Annotated in this window: 21 protein-coding genes; 8 read left to right on the top strand and 13 right to left on the bottom strand. The window is 70.2% G+C overall.

Features of this window, described 5'->3' with window-relative positions; genetic code table 11:
* Positions 1 to 132: 132 nt before the first annotated feature.
* Complete coding sequence (locus ACQG07_RS08090) at positions 133 to 1,407, bottom strand: DUF222 domain-containing protein (RefSeq protein WP_426737997.1); 1,275 nt, start codon at positions 1,405 to 1,407, stop codon at positions 133 to 135.
* A 155-nt stretch (positions 1,408 to 1,562) separates the two neighbouring features.
* Positions 1,563 to 1,985: a VOC family protein gene (locus tag ACQG07_RS08085; protein ID WP_426737996.1), complete on the bottom strand. Its 423-nt coding sequence runs from the start codon at positions 1,983 to 1,985 to the stop codon at positions 1,563 to 1,565.
* A 139-nt stretch (positions 1,986 to 2,124) separates the two neighbouring features.
* Between ACQG07_RS08085 and ACQG07_RS08080 the strand changes: the two genes are divergently transcribed.
* Complete coding sequence (locus ACQG07_RS08080; RefSeq protein WP_274500009.1) at positions 2,125 to 3,357, top strand: glycosyltransferase; 1,233 nt, start codon at positions 2,125 to 2,127, stop codon at positions 3,355 to 3,357.
* Complete coding sequence (locus ACQG07_RS08075) at positions 3,354 to 4,121, top strand: PIG-L family deacetylase (RefSeq protein WP_274500010.1); 768 nt, start codon at positions 3,354 to 3,356, stop codon at positions 4,119 to 4,121. The genes ACQG07_RS08080 and ACQG07_RS08075 overlap by 4 nt, the downstream gene beginning before the upstream one ends.
* Here ACQG07_RS08075 and ACQG07_RS08070 read toward each other — a convergent pair.
* Together ACQG07_RS08070 and ACQG07_RS08065 are read right to left on the bottom strand one after the other, a co-directional pair.
* Complete coding sequence (locus ACQG07_RS08070; protein WP_079706054.1) at positions 4,118 to 5,341, bottom strand: MFS transporter; 1,224 nt, start codon at positions 5,339 to 5,341, stop codon at positions 4,118 to 4,120. The genes ACQG07_RS08075 and ACQG07_RS08070 overlap by 4 nt on opposite strands.
* Positions 5,342 to 5,362: 21 nt before the next feature.
* Entirely contained in the window at positions 5,363 to 6,406 is a 1,044-nt protein-coding gene (locus ACQG07_RS08065; RefSeq protein WP_064296121.1) for an NAD(P)-dependent alcohol dehydrogenase, read from the bottom strand.
* 261 nt (positions 6,407 to 6,667) lie between these two features.
* Here ACQG07_RS08065 and ACQG07_RS08060 point away from each other — a divergent pair, with 261 nt between their 5' ends.
* Positions 6,668 to 6,988 carry a hypothetical protein gene (locus tag ACQG07_RS08060; protein ID WP_064295440.1) on the top strand — a complete coding sequence of 107 codons (321 nt, stop codon included), beginning with the start codon at positions 6,668 to 6,670 and terminating at the stop codon, positions 6,986 to 6,988.
* Positions 6,989 to 7,052: 64 nt separating this feature from the next.
* Here the strand turns inward: ACQG07_RS08060 and ligD are convergent, their stop codons facing one another.
* Positions 7,053 to 8,078 carry a non-homologous end-joining DNA ligase gene (ligD, locus tag ACQG07_RS08055; protein ID WP_192005418.1) on the bottom strand — a complete coding sequence of 342 codons (1,026 nt, stop codon included), beginning with the start codon at positions 8,076 to 8,078 and terminating at the stop codon, positions 7,053 to 7,055.
* Between the two features lie 118 nt (positions 8,079 to 8,196).
* Between ligD and ACQG07_RS08050 the strand changes: the two genes are divergently transcribed.
* Complete coding sequence (locus tag ACQG07_RS08050) at positions 8,197 to 8,745, top strand: dihydrofolate reductase family protein (RefSeq protein WP_426737995.1); 549 nt, start codon at positions 8,197 to 8,199, stop codon at positions 8,743 to 8,745.
* A 21-nt stretch (positions 8,746 to 8,766) separates the two neighbouring features.
* Here ACQG07_RS08050 and ACQG07_RS08045 read toward each other — a convergent pair whose 3' ends face one another.
* Both ACQG07_RS08045 and ACQG07_RS08040 read right to left on the bottom strand, forming a co-directional pair.
* Entirely contained in the window at positions 8,767 to 10,248 is a 1,482-nt protein-coding gene (locus ACQG07_RS08045; protein WP_249404730.1) for an MFS transporter, read from the bottom strand.
* A gap of 173 nt (positions 10,249 to 10,421) precedes the next feature.
* Complete coding sequence (locus ACQG07_RS08040; protein WP_426737994.1) at positions 10,422 to 11,354, bottom strand: alpha/beta fold hydrolase; 933 nt, start codon at positions 11,352 to 11,354, stop codon at positions 10,422 to 10,424.
* Positions 11,355 to 11,470: 116 nt separating this feature from the next.
* Here ACQG07_RS08040 and ACQG07_RS08035 point away from each other — a divergent pair, with 116 nt between their 5' ends.
* Together ACQG07_RS08035 and ACQG07_RS08030 are read left to right on the top strand one after the other, a co-directional pair.
* Positions 11,471 to 12,307: a DUF1206 domain-containing protein gene (locus ACQG07_RS08035; protein WP_411558433.1), complete on the top strand. Its 837-nt coding sequence runs from the start codon at positions 11,471 to 11,473 to the stop codon at positions 12,305 to 12,307.
* 92 nt (positions 12,308 to 12,399) lie between these two features.
* Positions 12,400 to 14,229: a DEAD/DEAH box helicase gene (locus ACQG07_RS08030; RefSeq protein ID WP_426737993.1), complete on the top strand. Its 1,830-nt coding sequence runs from the start codon at positions 12,400 to 12,402 to the stop codon at positions 14,227 to 14,229.
* 83 nt (positions 14,230 to 14,312) lie between these two features.
* On the opposite strand, the gene ACQG07_RS08025 is transcribed toward ACQG07_RS08030, so the two are convergent.
* From ACQG07_RS08025 to ACQG07_RS08015, 3 genes are read right to left on the bottom strand one after another with little or no spacing between them, the layout of a single operon-like run.
* Entirely contained in the window at positions 14,313 to 14,876 is a 564-nt protein-coding gene (locus tag ACQG07_RS08025; protein ID WP_426737992.1) for a hypothetical protein, read from the bottom strand.
* A 57-nt stretch (positions 14,877 to 14,933) separates the two neighbouring features.
* Positions 14,934 to 16,322 carry a sensor histidine kinase gene (locus ACQG07_RS08020; protein ID WP_426737991.1) on the bottom strand — a complete coding sequence of 463 codons (1,389 nt, stop codon included), beginning with the start codon at positions 16,320 to 16,322 and terminating at the stop codon, positions 14,934 to 14,936.
* Entirely contained in the window at positions 16,285 to 16,962 is a 678-nt protein-coding gene (locus tag ACQG07_RS08015; protein WP_079706060.1) for a response regulator transcription factor, read from the bottom strand. The genes ACQG07_RS08020 and ACQG07_RS08015 overlap by 38 nt, the downstream gene beginning before the upstream one ends.
* Positions 16,963 to 17,086: 124 nt before the next feature.
* On the opposite strand from ACQG07_RS08015, the gene ACQG07_RS08010 reads away from it, so the two are divergent.
* The gene (locus ACQG07_RS08010) at positions 17,087 to 17,272 is read left to right on the top strand and encodes a hypothetical protein (protein ID WP_192004826.1); all 186 of its coding nucleotides are present in this window, start codon (positions 17,087 to 17,089) and stop codon (positions 17,270 to 17,272) included.
* Positions 17,273 to 17,278: 6 nt separating this feature from the next.
* Here the strand turns inward: ACQG07_RS08010 and ACQG07_RS08005 are convergent, their stop codons facing one another.
* Both ACQG07_RS08005 and ACQG07_RS08000 read right to left on the bottom strand, forming a co-directional pair.
* Entirely contained in the window at positions 17,279 to 17,743 is a 465-nt protein-coding gene (locus tag ACQG07_RS08005; RefSeq protein ID WP_079706065.1) for a carboxymuconolactone decarboxylase family protein, read from the bottom strand.
* An 88-nt stretch (positions 17,744 to 17,831) separates the two neighbouring features.
* Positions 17,832 to 18,050 (bottom strand): hypothetical protein, encoded by a 219-nt coding sequence (locus ACQG07_RS08000; protein WP_137241575.1) that lies wholly within the window; start codon positions 18,048 to 18,050, stop codon positions 17,832 to 17,834.
* Between the two features lie 25 nt (positions 18,051 to 18,075).
* On the opposite strand from ACQG07_RS08000, the gene ACQG07_RS07995 reads away from it, so the two are divergent.
* A complete protein-coding gene (locus tag ACQG07_RS07995; protein ID WP_426737990.1) occupies positions 18,076 to 18,621 on the top strand; it encodes a CGNR zinc finger domain-containing protein in 546 nt (181 codons plus the stop codon).
* Here the strand turns inward: ACQG07_RS07995 and ACQG07_RS07990 are convergent.
* Positions 18,610 to 19,794: a sensor histidine kinase gene (locus tag ACQG07_RS07990; protein ID WP_426737989.1), complete on the bottom strand. Its 1,185-nt coding sequence runs from the start codon at positions 19,792 to 19,794 to the stop codon at positions 18,610 to 18,612. The two genes, ACQG07_RS07995 and ACQG07_RS07990, sit on opposite strands and share 12 nt — an antisense overlap.
* Between the last annotated feature and the right edge of the window lie 55 nt (positions 19,795 to 19,849).

Genomic DNA, 19,849 nt, shown 5'->3' with positions numbered 1-19,849 from the left:
TTGTCGAAGTGCCCACGAAGAACCCTTCGACAGGCTCAGGGACCGAAACGTTCACGGTGAACTTCTTCCGGTCACTGAGCTTGTCGAAGTGCCCACGAGGAACCCTTCGACAGGCTCAGGGGCCGGAAACGGTCAGAACGGTGCGGGATCCGGTTCGGTCCGATACTGCTTCCCGTCGGGTGTCGTCCAGTCGAGGACCCCGCCCGGCCGATGCTCGAGGTCCCATCCGGGGAGATGCTTCATGCGATGGTGATGTCGACACAGGCAGGCGAGATTCCCGACATCTGTCGTTCCGCCGTCCTCCCAGGCGACCGAATGATCGAGGTCGCAGGCCCTGGCTCGCCTGCCGCAGCCGGGTGCGCGACAGGTGCCGTCTCGGAGGCGGACCGCCCGTTGCAGATCGGCCGGAACCCGGTACTGGTTGCGGCTGACGGAGAGGATCGCGCCGGTTTCGGGTTGGACGAGGATCCGGGTGAAGCTGGGCGCGTTCACCGCGATACGTGCTGCGGTCTCCGGGTCGATCGGGCCGTAGCCGTCGAGGGTCGCCGGGGCATCGCTGACGCCGGCCATGCTGAGTGCCGGCACCGTGATCTGCACGGTGGGCTTGATGTGCTCCTGCACTTCGATCGGGTGCGGGAGCACTGGGCTCGACATGACGTCGTCCGGGGTCACTCCGGTGAGCGCGAGCGCCGCGAGGGCATCGGCCTGCAGCTGAGCGCACGTGCGGGTGTCACCGGCCTTGCGCGATTCCGCGGCAGCCGCCTCGATCCGCTCGATGATGCCTTGCGCGATGGGTGCGGTGGTGAAGAGGTGCACCCATGCCATGCCGTCGACTGCGGGTTCGAACTCGGCCCGGCGGTCAGCCTCGGAGCGGACGGCGCGGGCGGTGATGGATTCCGGGTGGAGACACTCCCGCAGGACGCGGGCTCGGTTCTTGAGGCCTGCGGCGGTCATGCGCTCCGCCTCTGGCAGGACCTGGTCGAGAAACGCTGCCCGTCCCGCGGTCGGGACGTCGCAGAGCTGGTCGGTGATCACCTGCGCATGCCGCGCCGAGATCCGGCCGGCCTCCAGGGACGCCAGCACAGCCGGTGCGTCATTCACCAGACGTTCGGCGTCGTTCGTCGCAAGCTGGACCGTCCGCTCCGGCATCCGGGTCGCCATCGCGAGGGCCGCACACGTTGACCGGCGTGAGAGCGCCTGACGTTCAGCCGGCGGGAAGATCGCCGGGACCGTGGCGTCCGCGAACGCGTCGGCGTAGGCGGCGGAACGGGCCAGGAGGCGCGCCTTCCGCGCGTCCAGGACGGCCTGCTGCCGGTGGAGCTCCGCCCACTCGTCCGAGAATTCAGCCAGCTGCGCGGCGTACTCGTCGCCAGCGCGGATCGCGGCGGCGGGGGTGATCTCGGTCATGGAACCAGTCCACCATGGACCACTGACATTCCAGATGGTAAGTGGTTCCGGTTGTGGAAGTCCCTCGTGTGCCCTTCGACAGGCTCAGGGACCGAGCGCCTTTCGGGCAGACCGCTCCCCCTCGCCGGGCTTGTCCAGGTGGAAGTGTTCCCCGGCTACGCGGCTGCCGGCGCGGCGATGTTCACCATCCAAGCGACCCCGAAGCGGTCCTGCACCATGCCGAAGGAGTCGCCCCAGGGGGCCACGCTCAGCGGCTGCTGGACGGTGCCGCCATCCGAGAGCCGCTGGAAGTACTCGCGGAGTCGGGCCTCGTCGGTGTCCGGCCCGCTCAGCGACATCGAGAAGTTGCTGCCCTCGCGATAGTCCATGTGCTTCGGGATGTCCGACGCCATGAAGACCACACCAGCATCACCCGTGAGCTGGGCGTGCATGACCAGATCCAGCTCGTCCGGTTCGACCTCGGCACCGAAGTCACGGAAGGTCGAGAGCAGCAGCTCGCCGCCGAAGACCCCCTGATAGAACTCCATCGCCTCGCGGGCTGTCCCGCGGAAGCCGAGGTACGGGTTGAGCGTCGTCATGATCGTCCCTTTCGCCTGGGCGGGCGCATCGTCGCGCTCGTCTCGCGATCATTCTCACGCTCCGGCGTCGGATGCGCGAGCACGTTCCGGTGTCTCCGTCACGAGGGGCCGGGACGCCCACGGCTACTAGGCTCGTCTGGTGCCCTCGCAACCCCAGCCCCTCCGCATCGCGATGATCTCGCTCCACACCAGTCCCGGTGACGAGCCGGGTTCCGGTGATGCTGGCGGGATGAACGTCGTGGTCCGTCATCAGGCCGTCGCGATGGGCGCAGCGGGCCACGAGGTCGACGTCATCACCCGGCGGTCTTCGGCCGACCAGCCGTCCGCCGCCTCCCTCGCCCCCGGCGTGACCCTGCGCTTCCTCGACGCCGGTCCCGTCGAGCCGGTCGCGAAGGGTCGGCATGAGGAATTCGTCGAGGACTTCCGCTCGGAACTCGCCCGACTGCCGCGATACGACGTCCTACACGCCCACCACTGGTTCTCCGGCATGGCCGCACTTCCCCTCGCGCGGGAGCTGGGGATCCCGCACGTGCAGAGCTTCCACAGCATCGCCGCCGAGTCCACCACGCCGCTCTCGCACGGCGAGCGCGCCGAGTCCCCCGGGCGCCTGGCCGGCGAGGCACGGCTCGCCGCGGAGTCGGACGCAGTCGTCGCGATCAGCGCGGCCGAGGCCGACACCGCGATCACCCGGCTCGGAGCCCGCCCCGATCGGGTGTCGATCGTGCCACCCGGTGTCGACGGGACGCTGTTCCACCCGCTCGACGGTCCTCGTGCAGGTCGCCCGACCGCGGTGGTCGCCGGTCGCCTGCACCCGCTGAAGGGCTTCGACCTCGCCATCGAGACCATCTCCGCGGTCGCGCCCGAGCTCCGCCCCGAACTCGTCATCGCCGGGGACGTCTCGGTCGACTACGACCGCTACGCTGAGGAACTCGCCGCCCTCGCCCGCGACCTCGGCGTCGCCGACGACGTCCGATTCGTCGGGCCGCAGTCGCGCGTCGGGCTCGCCACGCTATTCCGCGAGAGCACGCTCGTGCTCGTCCCCTCCCATTCGGAGACGTACGGTCTCGTCGCACTGGAAGCCGCGGCGAGCGGCGTGCCCACCGTCGTGGCGGCCTCGGGCGGCTTGCGGGAGGCCGTCGTCGACGGCGAGACGGGCATCGTCATCGACTCCCGCGACCCGCAGGTCTGGGGCGCCGCGGTCTCGTCCATCCTCGGCGACCCGGAGCGGCTCGCGCAACTCGGTTCGGCAGCGCGACGTCGGGCAGAGCGGTTCGACTGGCAGCGCTCGGGAGACGCCCTCGTCGACGTCTACCGGACCCTGCTCGACACCACTCCGGCCGCCGCCACCGCTCCGGCGACCTCCGTCTCGTGAACCGCGGACTCCTCCCGCTCGTCGACAGCGGGCGCACCGTCCTGTTCGCCCACGCGCACCCCGACGACGAGACGCTCGCCTCGGGTGCGCTCATCGCCGAGCTCGTCGACAAGGGGGCTCGCGTCCTCCTCGTGACGGCCACGCGAGGCGAGCGCGGCGAGGTCGTCGACGGCCCGCTCCGGTCCCTCGCCGGCTCCGCTGCACTCGCGTCCCACCGCGAGTCGGAGCTCGCCGCCGCCTGCCGGACGCTCGGCGTGGCCGAGCAGTTCTGGTTGGGGACGGGTCCGGCGGCCCGGCCGGGGACGTCGACGCGGTACGTGGACTCTGGCATGCGGTGGGTGCGCGAGGGACTCGCCGGCCCCGCTGACGACGTCTCCCCCGGCGCGTTCTCACTCGCTCCGCTCGACTTCGTCGCCGACGACCTCGTCGCGCTCATCGGACACGTCTCGCCGGACCTGGTCATCAGCTACGACCACGGTGGCGGGTACGGGCACCCGGACCACCTCCGCATGCACGAGGCCGCGATCGTCGCGGCGCGGAGGAGCGGGGTGCCGTTCGCGGAACTCGTGCACCACCGCACCGACCTGGAACCGTTGGGCGACGACGCCGTGTGGTTCCCGCTCGAGCACCGCCTCCCGATCGTCGCCGCGGCGCTCGCGGAACACGCCAGCCAGCTGACGGTCGACGGCGAGCAGCTCGTGCACTCCGGCGGTCAGCGCGAGGACATCACCACCTCGGTGGGCCTGCGACTCCGGTCCCGCTAGGTGGTCGCCGGCTGGTTCCGGTGCTCCCGCGGCATGCGGGCCGCGAGCACGGGGACGAGCAGCATGAGCACGACCGCGGAACCGAAGGCCGCGGGGAACGAGAAGGCGTCGAGCAGTGCGCCGGCGACCAGCGGGCCGACGATGGCGCCGAGATCGGACGTCGCCTGGAAGACCGCGACGGCCCGGCCTCCCCGACCACCCGCGGCGTCTCCGACGGCAGCCGCCGGAGCGGTCCCGAGGAAGGCCGCCGCGACGCCGTAGACGCACAGGGCGACGACAAGCAGCCAGAGCTCGCCGACGAACGGCATGGCGAGCAGCGCCCCTGCCGCGACCGGGAACGCGACGAGCATCGCGGGTCGCCGTCCGACGGTGTCGACGAAGCGGCCGGCGGGACCGAGCGCGAGCGTCTGGGCGACAGCGGCGATCGCGAACGCGATCCCGGTCCAGGCGGCTTCCTCGTGGAGCGCCTCCACGACGAGGACCGGCACGAGTGCGCCCCGGACGCCCATCGACGCCCACCCGTTCGCGAAGTTCGCGAGGAGCGCCGCCTGGTACCGGCGATCGGCGAGGACGGTGCGGAACGGCTCGGCCTGCGTGGCGGTCTCGACCGGCGCGGCGATCCGACTGCCGCGCAGCATCACGAGTCCGAGGACGCCGGCGACCGCGAGGGTCCCGGCGTAGAAGAAGAAGGGTGCCGTGAGCGAGATGGTCGCGAGCAGGCCACCGACGGCCGGTCCGGCCATGCCGCCGACGAGGAACCCGCCCTGGTAGAACCCGACCGCCCGTCCACGACGGTGCGGTGGGGTGGTGCGCAGCAGCAGTGTCATCGCGGCGACGGAGAACATCGCCGACCCGATCCCTCCGACCCCGCGGAGCAGGAGTAGCTGCGGATAGTCCGCCGCGAGCCCGACGAGCGCGCTCGACACCGCGACGATCCCGATGCCGGTGGCCAGCACCACCCGCTCGCCGATCCGATCGACGAGCGCACCCACGAACGGGTTCGCGATGAGCCGCATGAGCGCGAAGACCGAAACGACCGCCCCGACCTCGAGGTAGCCGACGCCGAAACTCCGCACGTACACGGGCAGGACCGGGATCACGACACCGAACCCGAGCATCACGAAGAACGCGACACCGCCGAGGACGAGGACCTCGCGGCCGAGGGGCTCACGAGGAACGGCTCCCGCTCCGCCTGGACGACGGAACGGGAGCCGGATCATGCTCTCAGGGTATCGGTGCGATCAGCCGATCGTCGCCGTGTCGATGACGAAGCGGTAGCGGACGTCGCTGCGGACCACGCGGTCGTAGGCGCCCTCGACCTCGTCGGCGCCGATGAGCTCGATCTGCGAGCCGATGCCGTGCTCGGCGCAGAAGTCGAGCATCTCCTGCGTCTCGCGGATGCCGCCGATGTTCGAGCCGGCGAGCGAGCGGCGGCCACCGACGAGCGAGAACACCCGGAACTGCTGCGTGTTCTCGGGCAGTCCGACGAAGACCATCGAGCCGTTGAGCTTGAGCGTCGACAGGTAGGCGTCGATGTCGAGGTCGGCGGAGACCGTATTGATGATGAGGTCGAAGCGTCCGCGGAGCGACTTCAGGGTGCCCTCTTCACCGGTCGCGTAGTAGTGGTCGGCCCCGAAGCGCTTGCCGTCCTCCTCCTTCGAGGTCGTCTGGCTGAGCACGGTCACCTCTGCGCCGAGGGCGTGGGCGATCTTGACGCCCATGTGACCGAGGCCACCCATCCCGACGATGGCGACCTGCTTGCCGGGACCGGCGCCCCAGTGCTTCAACGGCGAGTAGGTGGTGATGCCGGCGCACAGCAGGGGTGCCGCGACGTCGAGCTCGATGCCCTCGGGGATGCTCAGCACATAGTTCTCGTCGGCGACGATCTGCTTGCTGTAGCCGCCGTAGGTGGGCTCGCCGTCGTACTCACGGCCGTTGTAGGTGGCGACGTTGCCCTTCAGGCAGAACTGCTCCTCGCCGGCGAGGCAGTTCTCGCACTCGCGGCAGGAGTCGACGAAGCAGCCGATGCCGACGCGGTCGCCGACCTGGTGCTTGGTGACCGCGTCGCCGACCTCGGTGACGATGCCGGCGATCTCATGGCCGGGGACCATCGGGAAGATGGCCTTGCCCCATTCCTCGCGGGCCTGGTGGATGTCGCTGTGGCAGATGCCGGCGTAGTGGACGTCGATGACGACGTCGTTGGCGCGCGGCGCACGGCGCTCGATGGTGCCGACCTCGAAAGGCGCGTCGGCGGTGGGCTTGATGATGGCGGCGACGGTGGTCATAGGACTCCTCGGGCTGGGGGTGTTGGGGGTGCCGTGGGGCGGGATGCACGCGCCGGACAGCACGTTCGACGCTAGCAGCCCACTCCACCGGACGAACCCCCAAGGGACGATCACCCGAGCTGTGCTACGAGCGGCGCGGAGGTGTGAATCCCTGCAGAGTTGCTTGGCAGTTCCCGCAGAGGATCGGCCTCAGGGTGGCATCCTGCCGCGAACCCGAGCAAGGTGGGGAACTCGTATTCGCGAACGGAACGGAGAACACACATGCTCACCCTGACCGAGAACGCCGGCCGAGTCGTCAAGACCCTCGCCGAGAACGCACCACTCACCCCGGGACTGGTCGTCCCGGACGACGCGTCGTCGCTCACGCACGGCGCCGGACTGCGCATCAGCAGCAGCTCCGACGACAACAACTTCGAAGTCACCATGACGGCGACACCGCACGAGGCCGACCAGGTCATCGAGAGCGCCGGAGCGACCGTCTTCCTCGAGGAGTCCGCAGCCGTCGCCCTGAGCGACGCGGTCCTCGACGCGCAGATCGACGAGCAGGGCGGCGTCCGCTTCGCCCTCGGCAAGGCCGAATAGCGCCCTGATTCAGCAGAACGCCCGGTGATCCACGATCACCGGGCGTTCGTGTGTCCGGGTGGGCTCAGTCCTCGGTGTGTCTGGCGCGACTCGGCTGCACCCGCGGCGGCTCGCCCGGCATCTTCGGGAAGTCGGGAGGGAACGGGAGCTCCCCCAGTCCTTGCTCGAGGTCCCGCTCCCACCACTGCAGGAGGACGTCGATGCGCCCGGCGGTGTCGTGCATGCCGGCCCACGGGTCTCCGGTGGTCCGGAGTCGCTCCGGGACGGTCCGCACGGTGAAGGCGCCCGGGTCGATCTCGGGGAGTTCGTCCCAGGTCACCGGACATGAGACGGTCGCCGAGGCCAGCGCACGGGGGCTGTAGGCGCCGGCCATCGTCCGGTCGCGGTTCGCCTGGTTGTAGTCGACGAAGATGCGTTCACCGCGCTCCTCCTTCCACCACGAGGTCGTGACGCGGTCGGGATCCCGTCGCTCCAGTTCCCGAGCCGCCGCGATCACGGCGTGCCTGACGTCGAGGAACTCGTGCTCCGGCACGATGGGCGCGAACACGTGGACACCTCGGTTGCCGGAGGTCTTCACGAACCCGGTCAGTCCGACCTCCGTCAGCAGCTCCCGCAGCGAGCCCGCAACGCGCACGGCGTCGGCGAAGTCGGTCCCCGGCTGCGGGTCGAGGTCGATCCGCAGTTCGTCGGGATGGTCGGTGTCCGATGCCCGTGACGGCCACGGATGGAACACGACCGTGTTCATCTGCGCGGCCCAGACGACCGCAGCGGCCTCGTCGAGGACGAGTTGCGGATGCCGCCGGCCACTCGGATACACGACGTCGACCGCCCGGACGTACTCGGGTGCTCCTTTCGGCGGGTTCTTCGAGAAGAACCATTCACCGTCCACACCGCCCGGGAACCGCTGGAGGGACACCGGGCGGTCGCCGTTGGCGGCGAGGAAGGCCGGCGCGACCTCGATGAGGTATTCCGCGAGCTCCCGCTTCGTGACACCGGACTCCTCCCAGAGCACGCGGTCGGGACTGGAGAGACGCACCTCGCGGTCGCCGTGCGGTCCGGGGACGGTGAGGACGATCGCGGTGCTGGCCATGTCGGACACCGTACGCGCCCCGCCCGGCGTGGTCACGAGGGTGGTGCTCGTCGCCGCAGCGGAGTAGAACGGGAGCTGTCCATCGAACCCGCCGTCACCACCCTGCCGAGGAGCCACCATGCGCGAGGTCCACGCCTCCCTCTTCCAATCCGTCGACGGCGTCGTCGAGTCGCCCGATCAGTGGCAGTTCGACCACTTCGACGCCGACATGGGCGCCATGATGACCGAGGCGATCGCGCCGATCGACGACGTCCTGCTCGGACGCGTGAGCTACGAGCAGTGGAGCGGGTTCTGGCCGACGGTCGGCGAAGACGACCCGTTCGGCTCCTTCATCAACCCCGTGCGGAAGCACGTCGCATCACGCACCCTGGCGGGCCCGTTGTCCTGGAAGAACGCGACGCTCATCCCCGGCACGCTCGAGTCCTTCGTCGAGGAGCTGAAGCGGCAGGACGGCGGGCGCATCGCGGTGCAGGCGAGCATCTCCGTCGTGCGGCAGCTCCTCTTCGCCGGTCTGCTCGACCGGCTCACCCTCATGATCCACCCCGTCGTCGCCGGTGCCGGGCGTCATCTGTTCGAACCGAGCGACCCGGTGACACGCCTGGAGCTCGTCCACTCGGTGCGGACGAGCTCCGGCAACGTGCTCTCGACGTACGCTCCCCGCGCCTAGGCGGGTCGCCGCACGGCCGACTCAGCCCAGGTGGACGGCCTGCTGGTCGCCCGAGGGCAGGAGGTCCTCCTTGCGACCGCGGATGCAGACGATGGCGATGACGCTCGCGATCACGAGGCCGACCGCAGCCGCGATGAACGCCGCCGAGTAGCCCTGGGTGAACGCCACGAGCTGCGACGCCTGATCGGTGACCGTCGCCTGGTCGGTGACACTCGCATAGACCGTGGTGAAGACCGACAGGCCGATCGACCCACCGATCTGCATGGAGGCGTTCGCCGTCGCGGAGGCCGCACCGGCGTCGTGCGGGGCGACACCCGTCAGCGCGAGGTTCTGCATCGGGACGAAGATCATCGCCATGCCGATCCCGAGCACGAGGAGCGCCGGCAGCACCTGGACGAAGTAGTCGCCGTCGGCCGTGATGCGGCTGAGATACACGAGGGCGGCCGCCGCGATGAGCGGACCGATGATGAGCAGCGGGCGCGGGCCGATGGCCGGCAGGAGCTTCGTGGCGATCGGGGCGACGATCATGATCGCGACGGTCATCGGGAGGGTCGCGATGCCGGCCTCGAGCGGCGGGAAGCCGAGCACGATCTGCAGGTGGAACGTCAGGTAGAGCAGGGCACCGATCATGACGCTGCCGACGATCATCTGCATGAGGAAGGCACCGCCGCGGACCCGGTCCGCCACGATGCGCAGCGGGAGCAGGGGCTGCGCGACGCGCATCTCGATGAAGACGAAGAGGGAGAGCAGTCCCGCACCGAGCGCGAGGAAGCCGATGGTGTCGGCGCTCCCCCAGCCGCCCTCGGCGAGCGTGAAGCCGTAGACGAGGGAACCGAGGCCCAGGATGACCGTGATCGCGCCGAGCCAGTCGTAGCGGTTGTCGCCCTCGGCCTTGCTCTCGGTCACGAGGATGAGGCCGGCGATGAGTCCGACGATCACGAACGGCACGTTGACGAGGAGGCACCAGCGCCAGTCGACGAACTCGGTGAGCACGCCGCCGAGGATCAGGCCGACGGCCGCTCCCGCACCGGCGACGGTGCCGAAGACGGCGAAGGCCGTGTTGCGGTCGCGTCCGTGGGAGAAGGTGACGGTGAGGAGCGCGAGTGCGGCAGGTGCCATGAGCGCTGCGAACACGCCCTGCAGACCGCGAGCGACGATGAGCTCGGTCCCGCTCTGGGCGAACCCACCGAAGGCCGATGCGGCGCCGAAGCCGACCATGCCGACCAGGTAGGTGCGCTTCCGGCCCCAGTAGTCGGCGATGCGGCCACCGAGCAGCAGCAGGGCGCCGAACGCGAGGGCGTAGGCCGTGACGACCCACTGACGCTGCGTGTCGGACAGCTCGAGCTCCTGCTGGGCTGCCGGAAGGGCGATGTTCACGATCGTGCCGTCGAGGACGACGATGAGCTGCGTCATCGCGAGGACGACGAGGACCCACCAGCGGCGGGCCGGGGAACCGGACGGTGCTTTGGTGGGATGCGATGCGGTGGCTGCGGATGCAGACAAGGAGGACCTCCGTGCGAGGGGTGGGGGTGCTGGGGGTTTCCAGCCCCAGATCGATGCTCGGCACACGGCGCGAGTGCAGCACGGTGCGGACGATCAACCACCCCAACCACGAAGTCGGGCAGAGGACCAGGATAGCGGATGCCGACGTCGCTGCACCCGTGAGGCCACGCGGATCACTCGGAGGTGACGAGCTCCAGGACGGCCTCCGGGTGTTCCACCGCCGCGAAGTGCCCGGTCGCCGGCAGTGTGCGCAGTCGGAGGTCCGGGACGAGGGCGGTGAGGACGGCTGTGTCGTCGGGCCCGATGAAGACGTCACGGTCGCCCATCATGCCGCGGACGGGACACCGCACGCCGCGCCAGACGTGCAGGTCGTAGGCGGCGGCCGCGCGGGCAGCCAGGAGGAACGACGCCGGCCGGACGTCGGCTGTGAGCGCGTCGACGACCGACCGGTCGAGGTCCCGGCGTCGTCCGAACAGCGGCGACATGAGCGGTGCGAGCAGGCCGATCCGGTTCAGCGCGCGGACGAGTCCCGGCCCGCGTTCGCCGAGCGCCTGCAGCACGCGCATGCCGAGGAGCATGCCCGCGAACCACGGGAGCCGGGCGCCGCCACCGACCGGCTGGCGGATCGCCTCGACGACTCCGATCCCCGTCGGCGAGACGAGGTCGACCCGGATCGTCGCCTCGGGCTCGCGGACGGCGAGGTCGAGCGCGACGAACCCGCCGAGCGAGTGCCCGACGACGCGCCAGGACCGGTAGCCGAGCGAGCGAGCGACGGTCGCGACGGCTGCGGAGAGGTCTCCGACCGTCACCGGGTCGGCGGTGGGTAGAGCCGACTCGCCCCACCCCGGGAGGTCCACGGCGATGACGTCGTCGACGACCGCGCCCCTCTCGTCGTCGGCACGGAGGAGGGGTGACCACGTGGTCCAGGAGCCGGCGGCGCCGTGCAGCAGGATGATGGCCGGTCCGCCCGCTTCGCGACCCGCCCGGACGGTGACCGGTCCGATGTCGGTGTCCACCGTGACGCGTCGCAGGCCGAGCGCGGTCGCGTCGGCGGTGATCACGGAGGGGTCGTCCGGCGGGGCAGGACGCGAGGAGTTCACGGGCATGCGTGTCATTCGGAAACGAGGTACCGCTCGGATCGGTGCTCGATCGACGACGCCGGTCCCCCGGTGCGGCGCGCAACCCCCCTTCCGGTCGGGAACCCGGCCGCTACCGTGGTCTGATGCCTGAGAACGCACGCGCCGCCGCAGACCAAGCCGCTGGAACCGCACAGAACAGCACGACCCTCCGCACCCTCGCCCGCACCGGCCACGCCGTCAACGGATTGCTCCACGTCCTCATCGGCGGGATCGCGATCTCCATCGCCCTGTCCGGCGCGGGCGGTGGATCCGGCGGCGGCGGTGACGCGGACCAATCGGGTGCGCTCAAGACGCTTGCAGGCACGCCCGGCGGGATCGTGATCATCTGGGTCGTCGCCGTCGGACTGTTCGCCCTCGGTCTCTGGACGGCGATCTCCGCCTTCCTCGTGCGCGAATCCGACACCCGCAAGCGGTGGAGCAAGCGGATCTCGACCGCCGGACGCGCGATCGCCTACCTCGCCGTCGGATCGACCGCGCTGACCTTCGCCCTCGGCGGCAGCCAGGACTCCTCGCAGTCCAGCCAGGGCCTCACGGCGACCCTCCTGTCCTCCCCCGGTGGGGTGTTCGTCGTCATCGTCGTCGGCCTCGTGGTCATCGGCATCGGCGGCTTCTTCGTCTTCAAGGGCGTCACGCGGAAGTTCCTCGAGGATGTGCACCCGCCCACCGGCACGACGAAGCGTGCCGTCGTCGTCCTCGGGGTCGTCGGATGGGTCGCGAAGGGCGTCGCGCTCGTCACGGTCGGGATCCTCTTCATCGTCGCCGCTGCGACCCAGGACCCCGAGAAGGCCTCCGGCATGGACGGCGCCATCTCGGCGTTGGCCGCGCTCCCGTTCGGCGTCGTCATCCTGCTCGTGGTCGGCGTCGGGCTCATCGCCTACGGACTCTTCTGCGGTGCCCGGGCGCGCTGGGGCAGCCTGTAGGACGGTGAGGCGGGCGTCTCTGGCGGCGACGCGGAGGGGTCGGCTCCAGACCATGTCCTGCAAACGCTTGCGTTGCGACTACCGTTAGGAGTATGACGTCTTCTGATTCCACGACGCAGCCCGAGGCGGAACCCGCCGGCGCTACGCAGACCTTCTCCGACCTCGGCCTCGACGACGCGGTGCTCAAGGTACTCAAGGACGTCGGCTACGAGACCCCGTCCGCCATCCAGGCGGCCACCATCCCGCTGCTGCTCGAGGGACGCGACGTCGTCGGCCTCGCACAGACGGGTACCGGCAAGACCGCGGCGTTCGCCCTGCCGATCCTGTCCCGCCTCGACATCACGCAGAAGACGCCGCAGGCGCTCGTCCTCGCACCGACCCGTGAGCTCGCCCTCCAGGTCTGCGAGGCGTTCGAGAAGTACGCCACCCACCTGCGCGGCGTCCACGTGCTGCCCGTCTACGGCGGTCAGGGGTACGGCGTCCAGCTGTCGGCCCTCCGTCGCGGTGTCCACATCGTCGTCGGCACGCCGGGTCGCATCATGGACCACTTGGAGAAGGGCACCCTCGACCTCACGGAGCTCAAGTACCTCGTGCTCGACGAGGCCGACGAGATGCTGAAGATGGGCTTCGCCGAGGATGTCGAGACGATCCTGGCCGACACCCCGAAGGACAAGCAGGTCGCGCTGTTCTCCGCGACGATGCCGTCGTCCATCCGTCGCATCTCCGCGAAGTACCTGAACAACCCGGAAGAGATCACGGTCAAGACGAAGACCACGACCTCGGCCAGCATCACGCAGCGCTACCTGACGGTCTCGTACCCGCAGAAGGTCGACGCCCTGACCCGCATCCTCGAGACCGAGAACTTCAGCGCGATGATCATCTTCACGCGCACGAAGAACGAGACCGAGACGCTCGCGGAGAAGCTCCGGGCGCGCGGCTACTCGGCGGCCGCCATCAACGGCGACGTCGCCCAGGTGCAGCGCGAGCGGACCGTCAACCAGCTGAAGGCCGGCAAGCTCGACATCCTCGTCGCGACCGATGTCGCCGCGCGCGGTCTCGACGTCGAGCGCATCAGCCACGTCGTCAACTACGACATCCCCGTCGACACCGAGTCCTACGTGCACCGCATCGGCCGCACGGGCCGCGCCGGACGCACTGGTGACGCGATCAGCTTCGTCACGCCGCGCGAGCGCCACCTCCTGAAGGCCATCGAGCGGGCCACCCGCCAGCCGCTCACGCAGATGCAGCTGCCGAGCGTCGACGACGTCAACGCCACGCGCCTCACCCGCTTCGACGACGCGATCACCGAGGCACTCGGCCAGACCGACCGCATCGAGCGCTTCCGCGAGATCATCGGCCACTACGTCTCCCACCACGACGTCCCGGAGGCCGACGTCGCCGCGGCCCTGGCCGTCGTCTCCCAGGGCGAGACGCCGCTGCTCCTCTCGGCCGAGGACGAGCGCCGCCGCCGCGAGGAGTTCGACAACACCAACCGTGGCAACGACCGCGCCGGTCGCGACCGTCGTGACTCCAGCGACCGCGGCTCACGCTTCGACCGCGGCGACCGCGGCGATCAGGGCGACCGTCCCGAGCGTCGCAGCCGTCCGTTCAGCGGACCGATGGCCCCGTACCGCATCGCGGTGGGTCGTCGCCAGAAGGTCGACCCGCGTCAGATCGTGGGCGCGCTCGCGAACGAGGGCGGTCTGAAACGCGAGGACTTCGGCGCGATCCAGATCAAGCCGGACTTCTCGATCGTCGAACTCCCCGCGAGCCTCGGCAACGACGTCTTCGACCGTCTCGAGAACACCCGCATCAGCGGCAAGCTCATCGAGCTCCGTCCCGACCGTGGCGGCCCCGCCCGCCGACGCGACGACGAGGGTGGCACGAGCGGCGGCTCGTACGACCGCAAGCCGCGTTCCTAGCTCGCACGCACACGACGAGGGCCGGACGGAATCCCAGGATTCCGTCCGGCCCTCGTCGTTCCGCACCCGGCGGGGTGGGTCCGTCAGTCGCGCGGGTCGAGCACGCTCGTGACCACGGCGTAGTCCGCGTCGAGTGCGACCTCGAGCTCGTCGCCGTTCTCGAGGAGGACGTCGACCTCGAACGCCTCGCCCGGGTCGTCGCTGCGGTCCACATCGGTCACGGTGCCGCCCTTCGCCTCGGCGAGCGCTGCCTTCGAGGCCGCGTCGAACTCGGTGTCGGTCAGCGGCACGTCGTCGGCGTCACGGGCGTCACGGTCATCGGTGGCAGCCGTGGTGTCACCGTCGTCGATGGCGGTGCCGCCGTCGCGGTCGGTGTTCGACGCCGCCGTGACGCGGTCGTCGTCGGTGTCTCCGAACTCGTCCACCGCGTAGGCGGCGCCGGCTCCGCCGAGGGCGAGGGCCCCGACGACGATCGCGGTGATCCACACGGGCTTCCGGCGCCAGAAGGCCGGCTTGCCGGTGGTCGCCGGGGTCGCGGGGATGGCGGTGTGGTCGGTCGCCTCGAAGCGCTCGACGGGTTCGATGCGCTCGGTGGCTGCGGTGGGCTGTGTGGGATCGGTGGGCTGGGAGGCGGTGTTCTCGTTCATGTGCCCCAGACTGTCCGAGGAGCGCTGAAGCCGACCTGAAGCGAGCTGAAGCCGCGTTCAGGAAGCGGACGACGCCGGGAGCGTGACGATGAACGCCGCCCCGCCGAGCGCGCTGTCGACGAGTTCGATCGACCCACCATGCAGCCGCACGACGTCGGCCACGATCGCCAGGCCGAGGCCCGAACCGCCGGCGTCGCGCGAACGACTCTCGTCGAGGCGGACGAACCGTTCGAACACGTGTGCGCGGGACTCGACCGGCACACCGGGGCCGTCGTCCTCCACGGACATCCTGACGATCCGACCGTCGGTGGCGGATCCCAGTCGGACCACGGATCGTGCGTGCCGGACGGCGTTGTCGACGAGGTTCCGCGCCACGCGGGCGAGGAGCACCTCGTCGCCGTCGACCCTCGCCGCCGCGACGGCCGCGGACTCGACGCGCAGTCCACCGGCGGATCGGAGACGTGCAGCCTCCGTCAACAGGAGGTCGTCGACGTCGACCGTGCGCCGCGCGGTGCCCGTCGCCCCTTCGTCGAGCTTCGCGAGCAGCAGGAGCGACTCGACGAGCCCCTGCATCCTGGCGCCCTCCTCGAGGACCGTCGAGGACAGCTCGGCCGGATCGACCCGGTCCGGGTGGAGCGCCGCCACCTCGGCGTACTGCCTGATCACCGCGAGCGGTGAGCGGAGCTCGTGCGAGGCGTCCGACACGAACCGCCGCTGCGCCGTCTGGGCGTCCTCGAGCCGCTCGAGCATGCCGTTCATCGTCCCGGCGAGGCGACCGATCTCGTCGCCGGTACCGGGGACCTCGATCCGTCGGTGCAGCTCGCCCGCCCCCAGCTCAGAGACCTCGCGCCGGATCCGCTCCACCGGCGCAAGCGCACGCCCGACGAGCAGCCAGGTCAGTCCGCCGACGAGGGCGACGAGCACGGGCACCGCGATGAGGAGGAGCATCGACACGAGTCCGACGGCGTCGTCGGTCTCCTCGAGAGAGCGGCCCGCGAAGACGACGAGGTCACGGCCGTCGACGTCGACGTCCTCGCTGGCGAACACCACCGGCTCGTCGTCGACGACCGAGACGAACACGTCACCGTCCGGGATCGGCGTCGGGAGCTCGATCTCGTCGTCCGTCCGGTCCACGACACGGCCGTCCTCGACCAGGACCAGGAGCCGACCGTCGTCCTCGGGCAGCGTCGTCGCGTCCGCCGCGACCAGCTGCGCCGAGGCGCTCTCCGCCTCGGCCGATGCGCTCTGTTCGACGCCGGAACGGAGCGCTGCTGAGAAGAGGCCGACGAACGCCACGGAGCCGACCCCGAGGAACAGTCCGACCGCGAGCACCGATCCCAGTGCCGCGCGGGCTCGGACCGAACGCCACAGCCGCTGTCGGGGCGCGACCGTTCCGTGCGGCCCGCCGTCAGCCACGCCCGCCCGCCAACCGGTATCCGAACCCACGCACCGTCTCGATCGAAGCCCGCTCGAAGGGGCGGTCCACCTTGTTGCGGAGATGCCCGACGTAGACCTCGACGATGTTGGGATCGCCCTCGAAGTCGTCGTCCCAGACGTTCTGCAGGACCTCGCGCTTCGACACCACCTCGCCGCCGCGTCGCATGAGGAACTCGAGGACCGCGAACTCGCGCGAGGTCAGGTCGATCGGGACGTCGCCCCGGTGGACCTGCTTCGACGCCGGGTCGAGCCGCAGTTCGCCGACCTCGAGCACCGCCGGCCGCTCCCGCGATCCACGTCGGACGAGTGAGCGGATCCGCGCGACGAGCACCGCGAAGGAGAAGGGTTTGCTCAGGAAGTCGTCGGCACCGGTGTCGAGGGCTTCGACCTGGTCCCAGTCGCCGTCCTTCGCCGTGAGCATGAGGATCGGGGTCCAGTCGCCCGCGTCGCGGAGCTGCTGACAGACGCGGTAGCCGCTGAGGCCCGGCATCATGATGTCGAGGATGATCGCGTCGTAGCGGTGTTCTCCGGCCATCCAGAGTCCGTCGACACCGTTCGCCGCGACGTCCACGGCGAAGCCCTCCGCCTCGAGTCCCCTCCGAACGCCGTCGGCGAGTCGCACCTCATCGTCCACGACGAGTATCCGCATCCGGTGCGACCTCCAGGCTCCGTGCCGGTCGACGGTCGAGCGGCGCGTCCCAGTCTGGCGCGGACAAGCTGAAGCAGCGCTGAAGCGGGACGGTCCGGCGTGGACCCCCGTCTAGGCTGGGCGCATGGGTGATGAGGACCGCAGGAAGCGAGCCGCCGAGCAGGAGGCCCGGGCGCTGCGGGCGCTCGAGTCCATCAGGAACGGCGGCGATCTCGGCAAGGAGACCCTCGACCTCTCGAACGAGTACTCCGACGGACTGCGCACCCGCGTCGCAACGTGGTTCCGTGGCGCCAGGCGCCGGAAGGACTGAGCGTCGTCAGTCCGCCTGCTCCGGGTGCACCGGGTAGTGGCTCGTGATGGAGACGCGGTTGAAGGCGTTGATGACGATCGCCAGCCACCGGACCGCGGCGATCTGACCGTTCGTGAGCGTCGACAGGTCGTCGTCCGGCAGTCGCCGGCGATGCTGCACGTCCGCGATGAGGGTGACGTCCTCGGTGATCGCGAGTGCGGCCTGCTCCACCGGGCTGAAGTACTCGCTGTCGCGCCAGGCGGACAGGATGGCGAGGCGTTCCGTGGTCTCGCCGAGCGCGATCGCGTCAGCGACGTGGAGACGCAGGCAGTACGCGCAACCGTTGATCTGCGAGGCCCGGATCCGGATCAGCTCGATGAGCCGCTTGTCGATGCCGGCGTCGAGAGCCGCGCGACCCGCGGCGCGGCCGGTCTCGACGAGCGCCTGGTAGACCTCGGGTGATTCCTTGTCGAGCCAGACGTCGGCGCTCATGGGGTTCCTCTCGTCACTGGGCGGGCGCGGTCCCGCACGCATTCGTCCAACGCTAACGCGCATGGCGGGACGACGTCAGCGTGCCGCGTCATCGTGGCGGGATGTCCTGGCGTGTGACCGGCACGGCTGGTGCGTCGTCGTGGGGTCGCAGTTCCACCCGACGACTGCCGCAGGCGGCGCACCGGAGGTAGCGCAGCGACCCCTCCGAGGTGGTGTGCGCCGACTCCGTCGCCCAGGCGTGGGGGCAGGCGTCGAGGGCGTTCGGCGAGGGTTCGGAGGACTGCGGGGGTGCGTCGAGGAGGGTCATGACTCCACCATGATGTAATGGCGTTATGCATCTCAACCCTTACGGTTCGTACGCCGTCCTCCTGGCCGCGTCGCTGGCGAACGACTGGCCCGACGACCGGGACGGCATCGTCGCCCGCACCCGCGAACACGGGATGACGATGCCCTTCGCGGAGGTGGCCCGTGACCACGCCCGCGTCCGCCAGGTCGTCGACGAGTGGCTGACCGTCGTCGACGCGGCCGACGATCAGGCCAGGGCGGCCGCGCTCAACCGCCAGATGGCTTCCGCCGCCGCGTTCCCGCGGCTGACGGACCACGACGGCGAGGGGTGGCACCTGCACTACCGCGACGAGCATCAGGCGCTCCCCGAAGTCCTGGCCGCGGTGATCAGCGTCGGGACCGCCCTCCACCTGACGACGAGGGGGATGCAGCGTCTCGGTCGGTGTGCCGCGGGGACCGAACCCGGCGACACGTGCCGGCGGGTCGTCGTCGACGTCACCCGCAACGGTCGCCAGCGCTACTGCTCGGTGCGGTGCGCCAACCGGTCGGGCGTCCGCAGGCACCGCGCACGTGCGGGCGGCTCAGGCCGCTGATCGGGCGTCGGGCAACAGGAACCAGACGCTCGCTCCTCCGAGCCCCGACTCGTCGATCTCGATCCGGCCACCGTGCGCCTCGACGATGCGTCGACAGGTCGAGAGGCCGATGCCGAGGCCGGCGATCTCGCTCCCCGCCGCGCGTTCCATGAGGTCGAAGACGCGCTCACGCTGCTCCGGAGCGACGCCGGGACCGTTGTCCTCGACCGCGACCAGCACCCCGGCGGAGACCCGCTCGGCCTGCACCAGCACGCGCGGGACGACTCCGGCGGCTGCACTGAACTTCACCGCGTTCGCGATCAGGTTCTGCAGCAGCGCACCCAGCAGCGTCTCGTCGCCGTCCACCTGGAAGGGCGTGTCGACCTCGACGGTCGCGCCGGTCGAGGTGATGGTCGCGTCGAGGTCCTCGACCACCGAGGACACGAGCGGCTCGAGGTCGATCGGGACGCGTCGCGGACGGGCGCCACCGATCCGGGCGAAGTCGAGCAGGTCGGTGATCATCGCCGCCATCCGGTCGGCGGCGGACTCGGCTCGCGCGAGCGCCTTCGCCGCGTGTGGCGCGTTCACCATCTCCGGGCTGTCGGTCGCGAGCTCGAGGAACCCGGAGACCGCCATGAGCGGGTTGCGCAGGTCGTGGCTCACCTGGCCGGCGAACTGGGCGAGCTGCTCGTTGGACTGGCCGAGCTCGTAGGTGAGGCGGAGCAGCTCGAGGACGTCGACGACCTGCCTCGCGAGGAGGTCGAGCGCCTTGCCCTGTTCCGGAGTCAGCTCACGGACACGGTCGTCGAAGATGCACAGGGTGCCGATCGGGACGCCGTCGGGGGTGACGAGCGGGCTCGATGCGTAGAAGCGGACGTTGGCGAGCTCACCGGTGACGAAGGGATTCGCCGCGAAGCGCGGGTCCTCACGAGCGTCTGAAACGATCGTCCGCACCTGCTGTTGGAACACGACCGCGCACATCGAGTCCTCACGCGAGCAGCTCGCTGGTTCCAACCCGACTGCAGCGATCTGGTGCTGGAACCGGTCGTCGATGATGTTGATGACGGCGGTCGGCACGCCGCACATCGCCGCGGCGAGGTGGACGAGGCTCTCGAGGTCCGTCTCGGGCGGACGACCGACGACCTGGTATTCGGCGATCGCGGAGCGCCTCGTGATGTCCTCTGCGGTGATCACGCGCGCCCTTTCGTCGTCGGAATCCGGAACGTGTCCATGCTACCCATCCAGGGCA

It is taken from the genome of Plantibacter sp. 2H11-2 (assembly GCF_050031945.1).
GTDB classification, from domain to species: Bacteria; Actinomycetota; Actinomycetes; order Actinomycetales; family Microbacteriaceae; genus Plantibacter; species Plantibacter auratus.
Note: the sequence above shows the minus strand (reverse complement) of the source record. Positions and strands in the feature narration are given on the sequence as shown.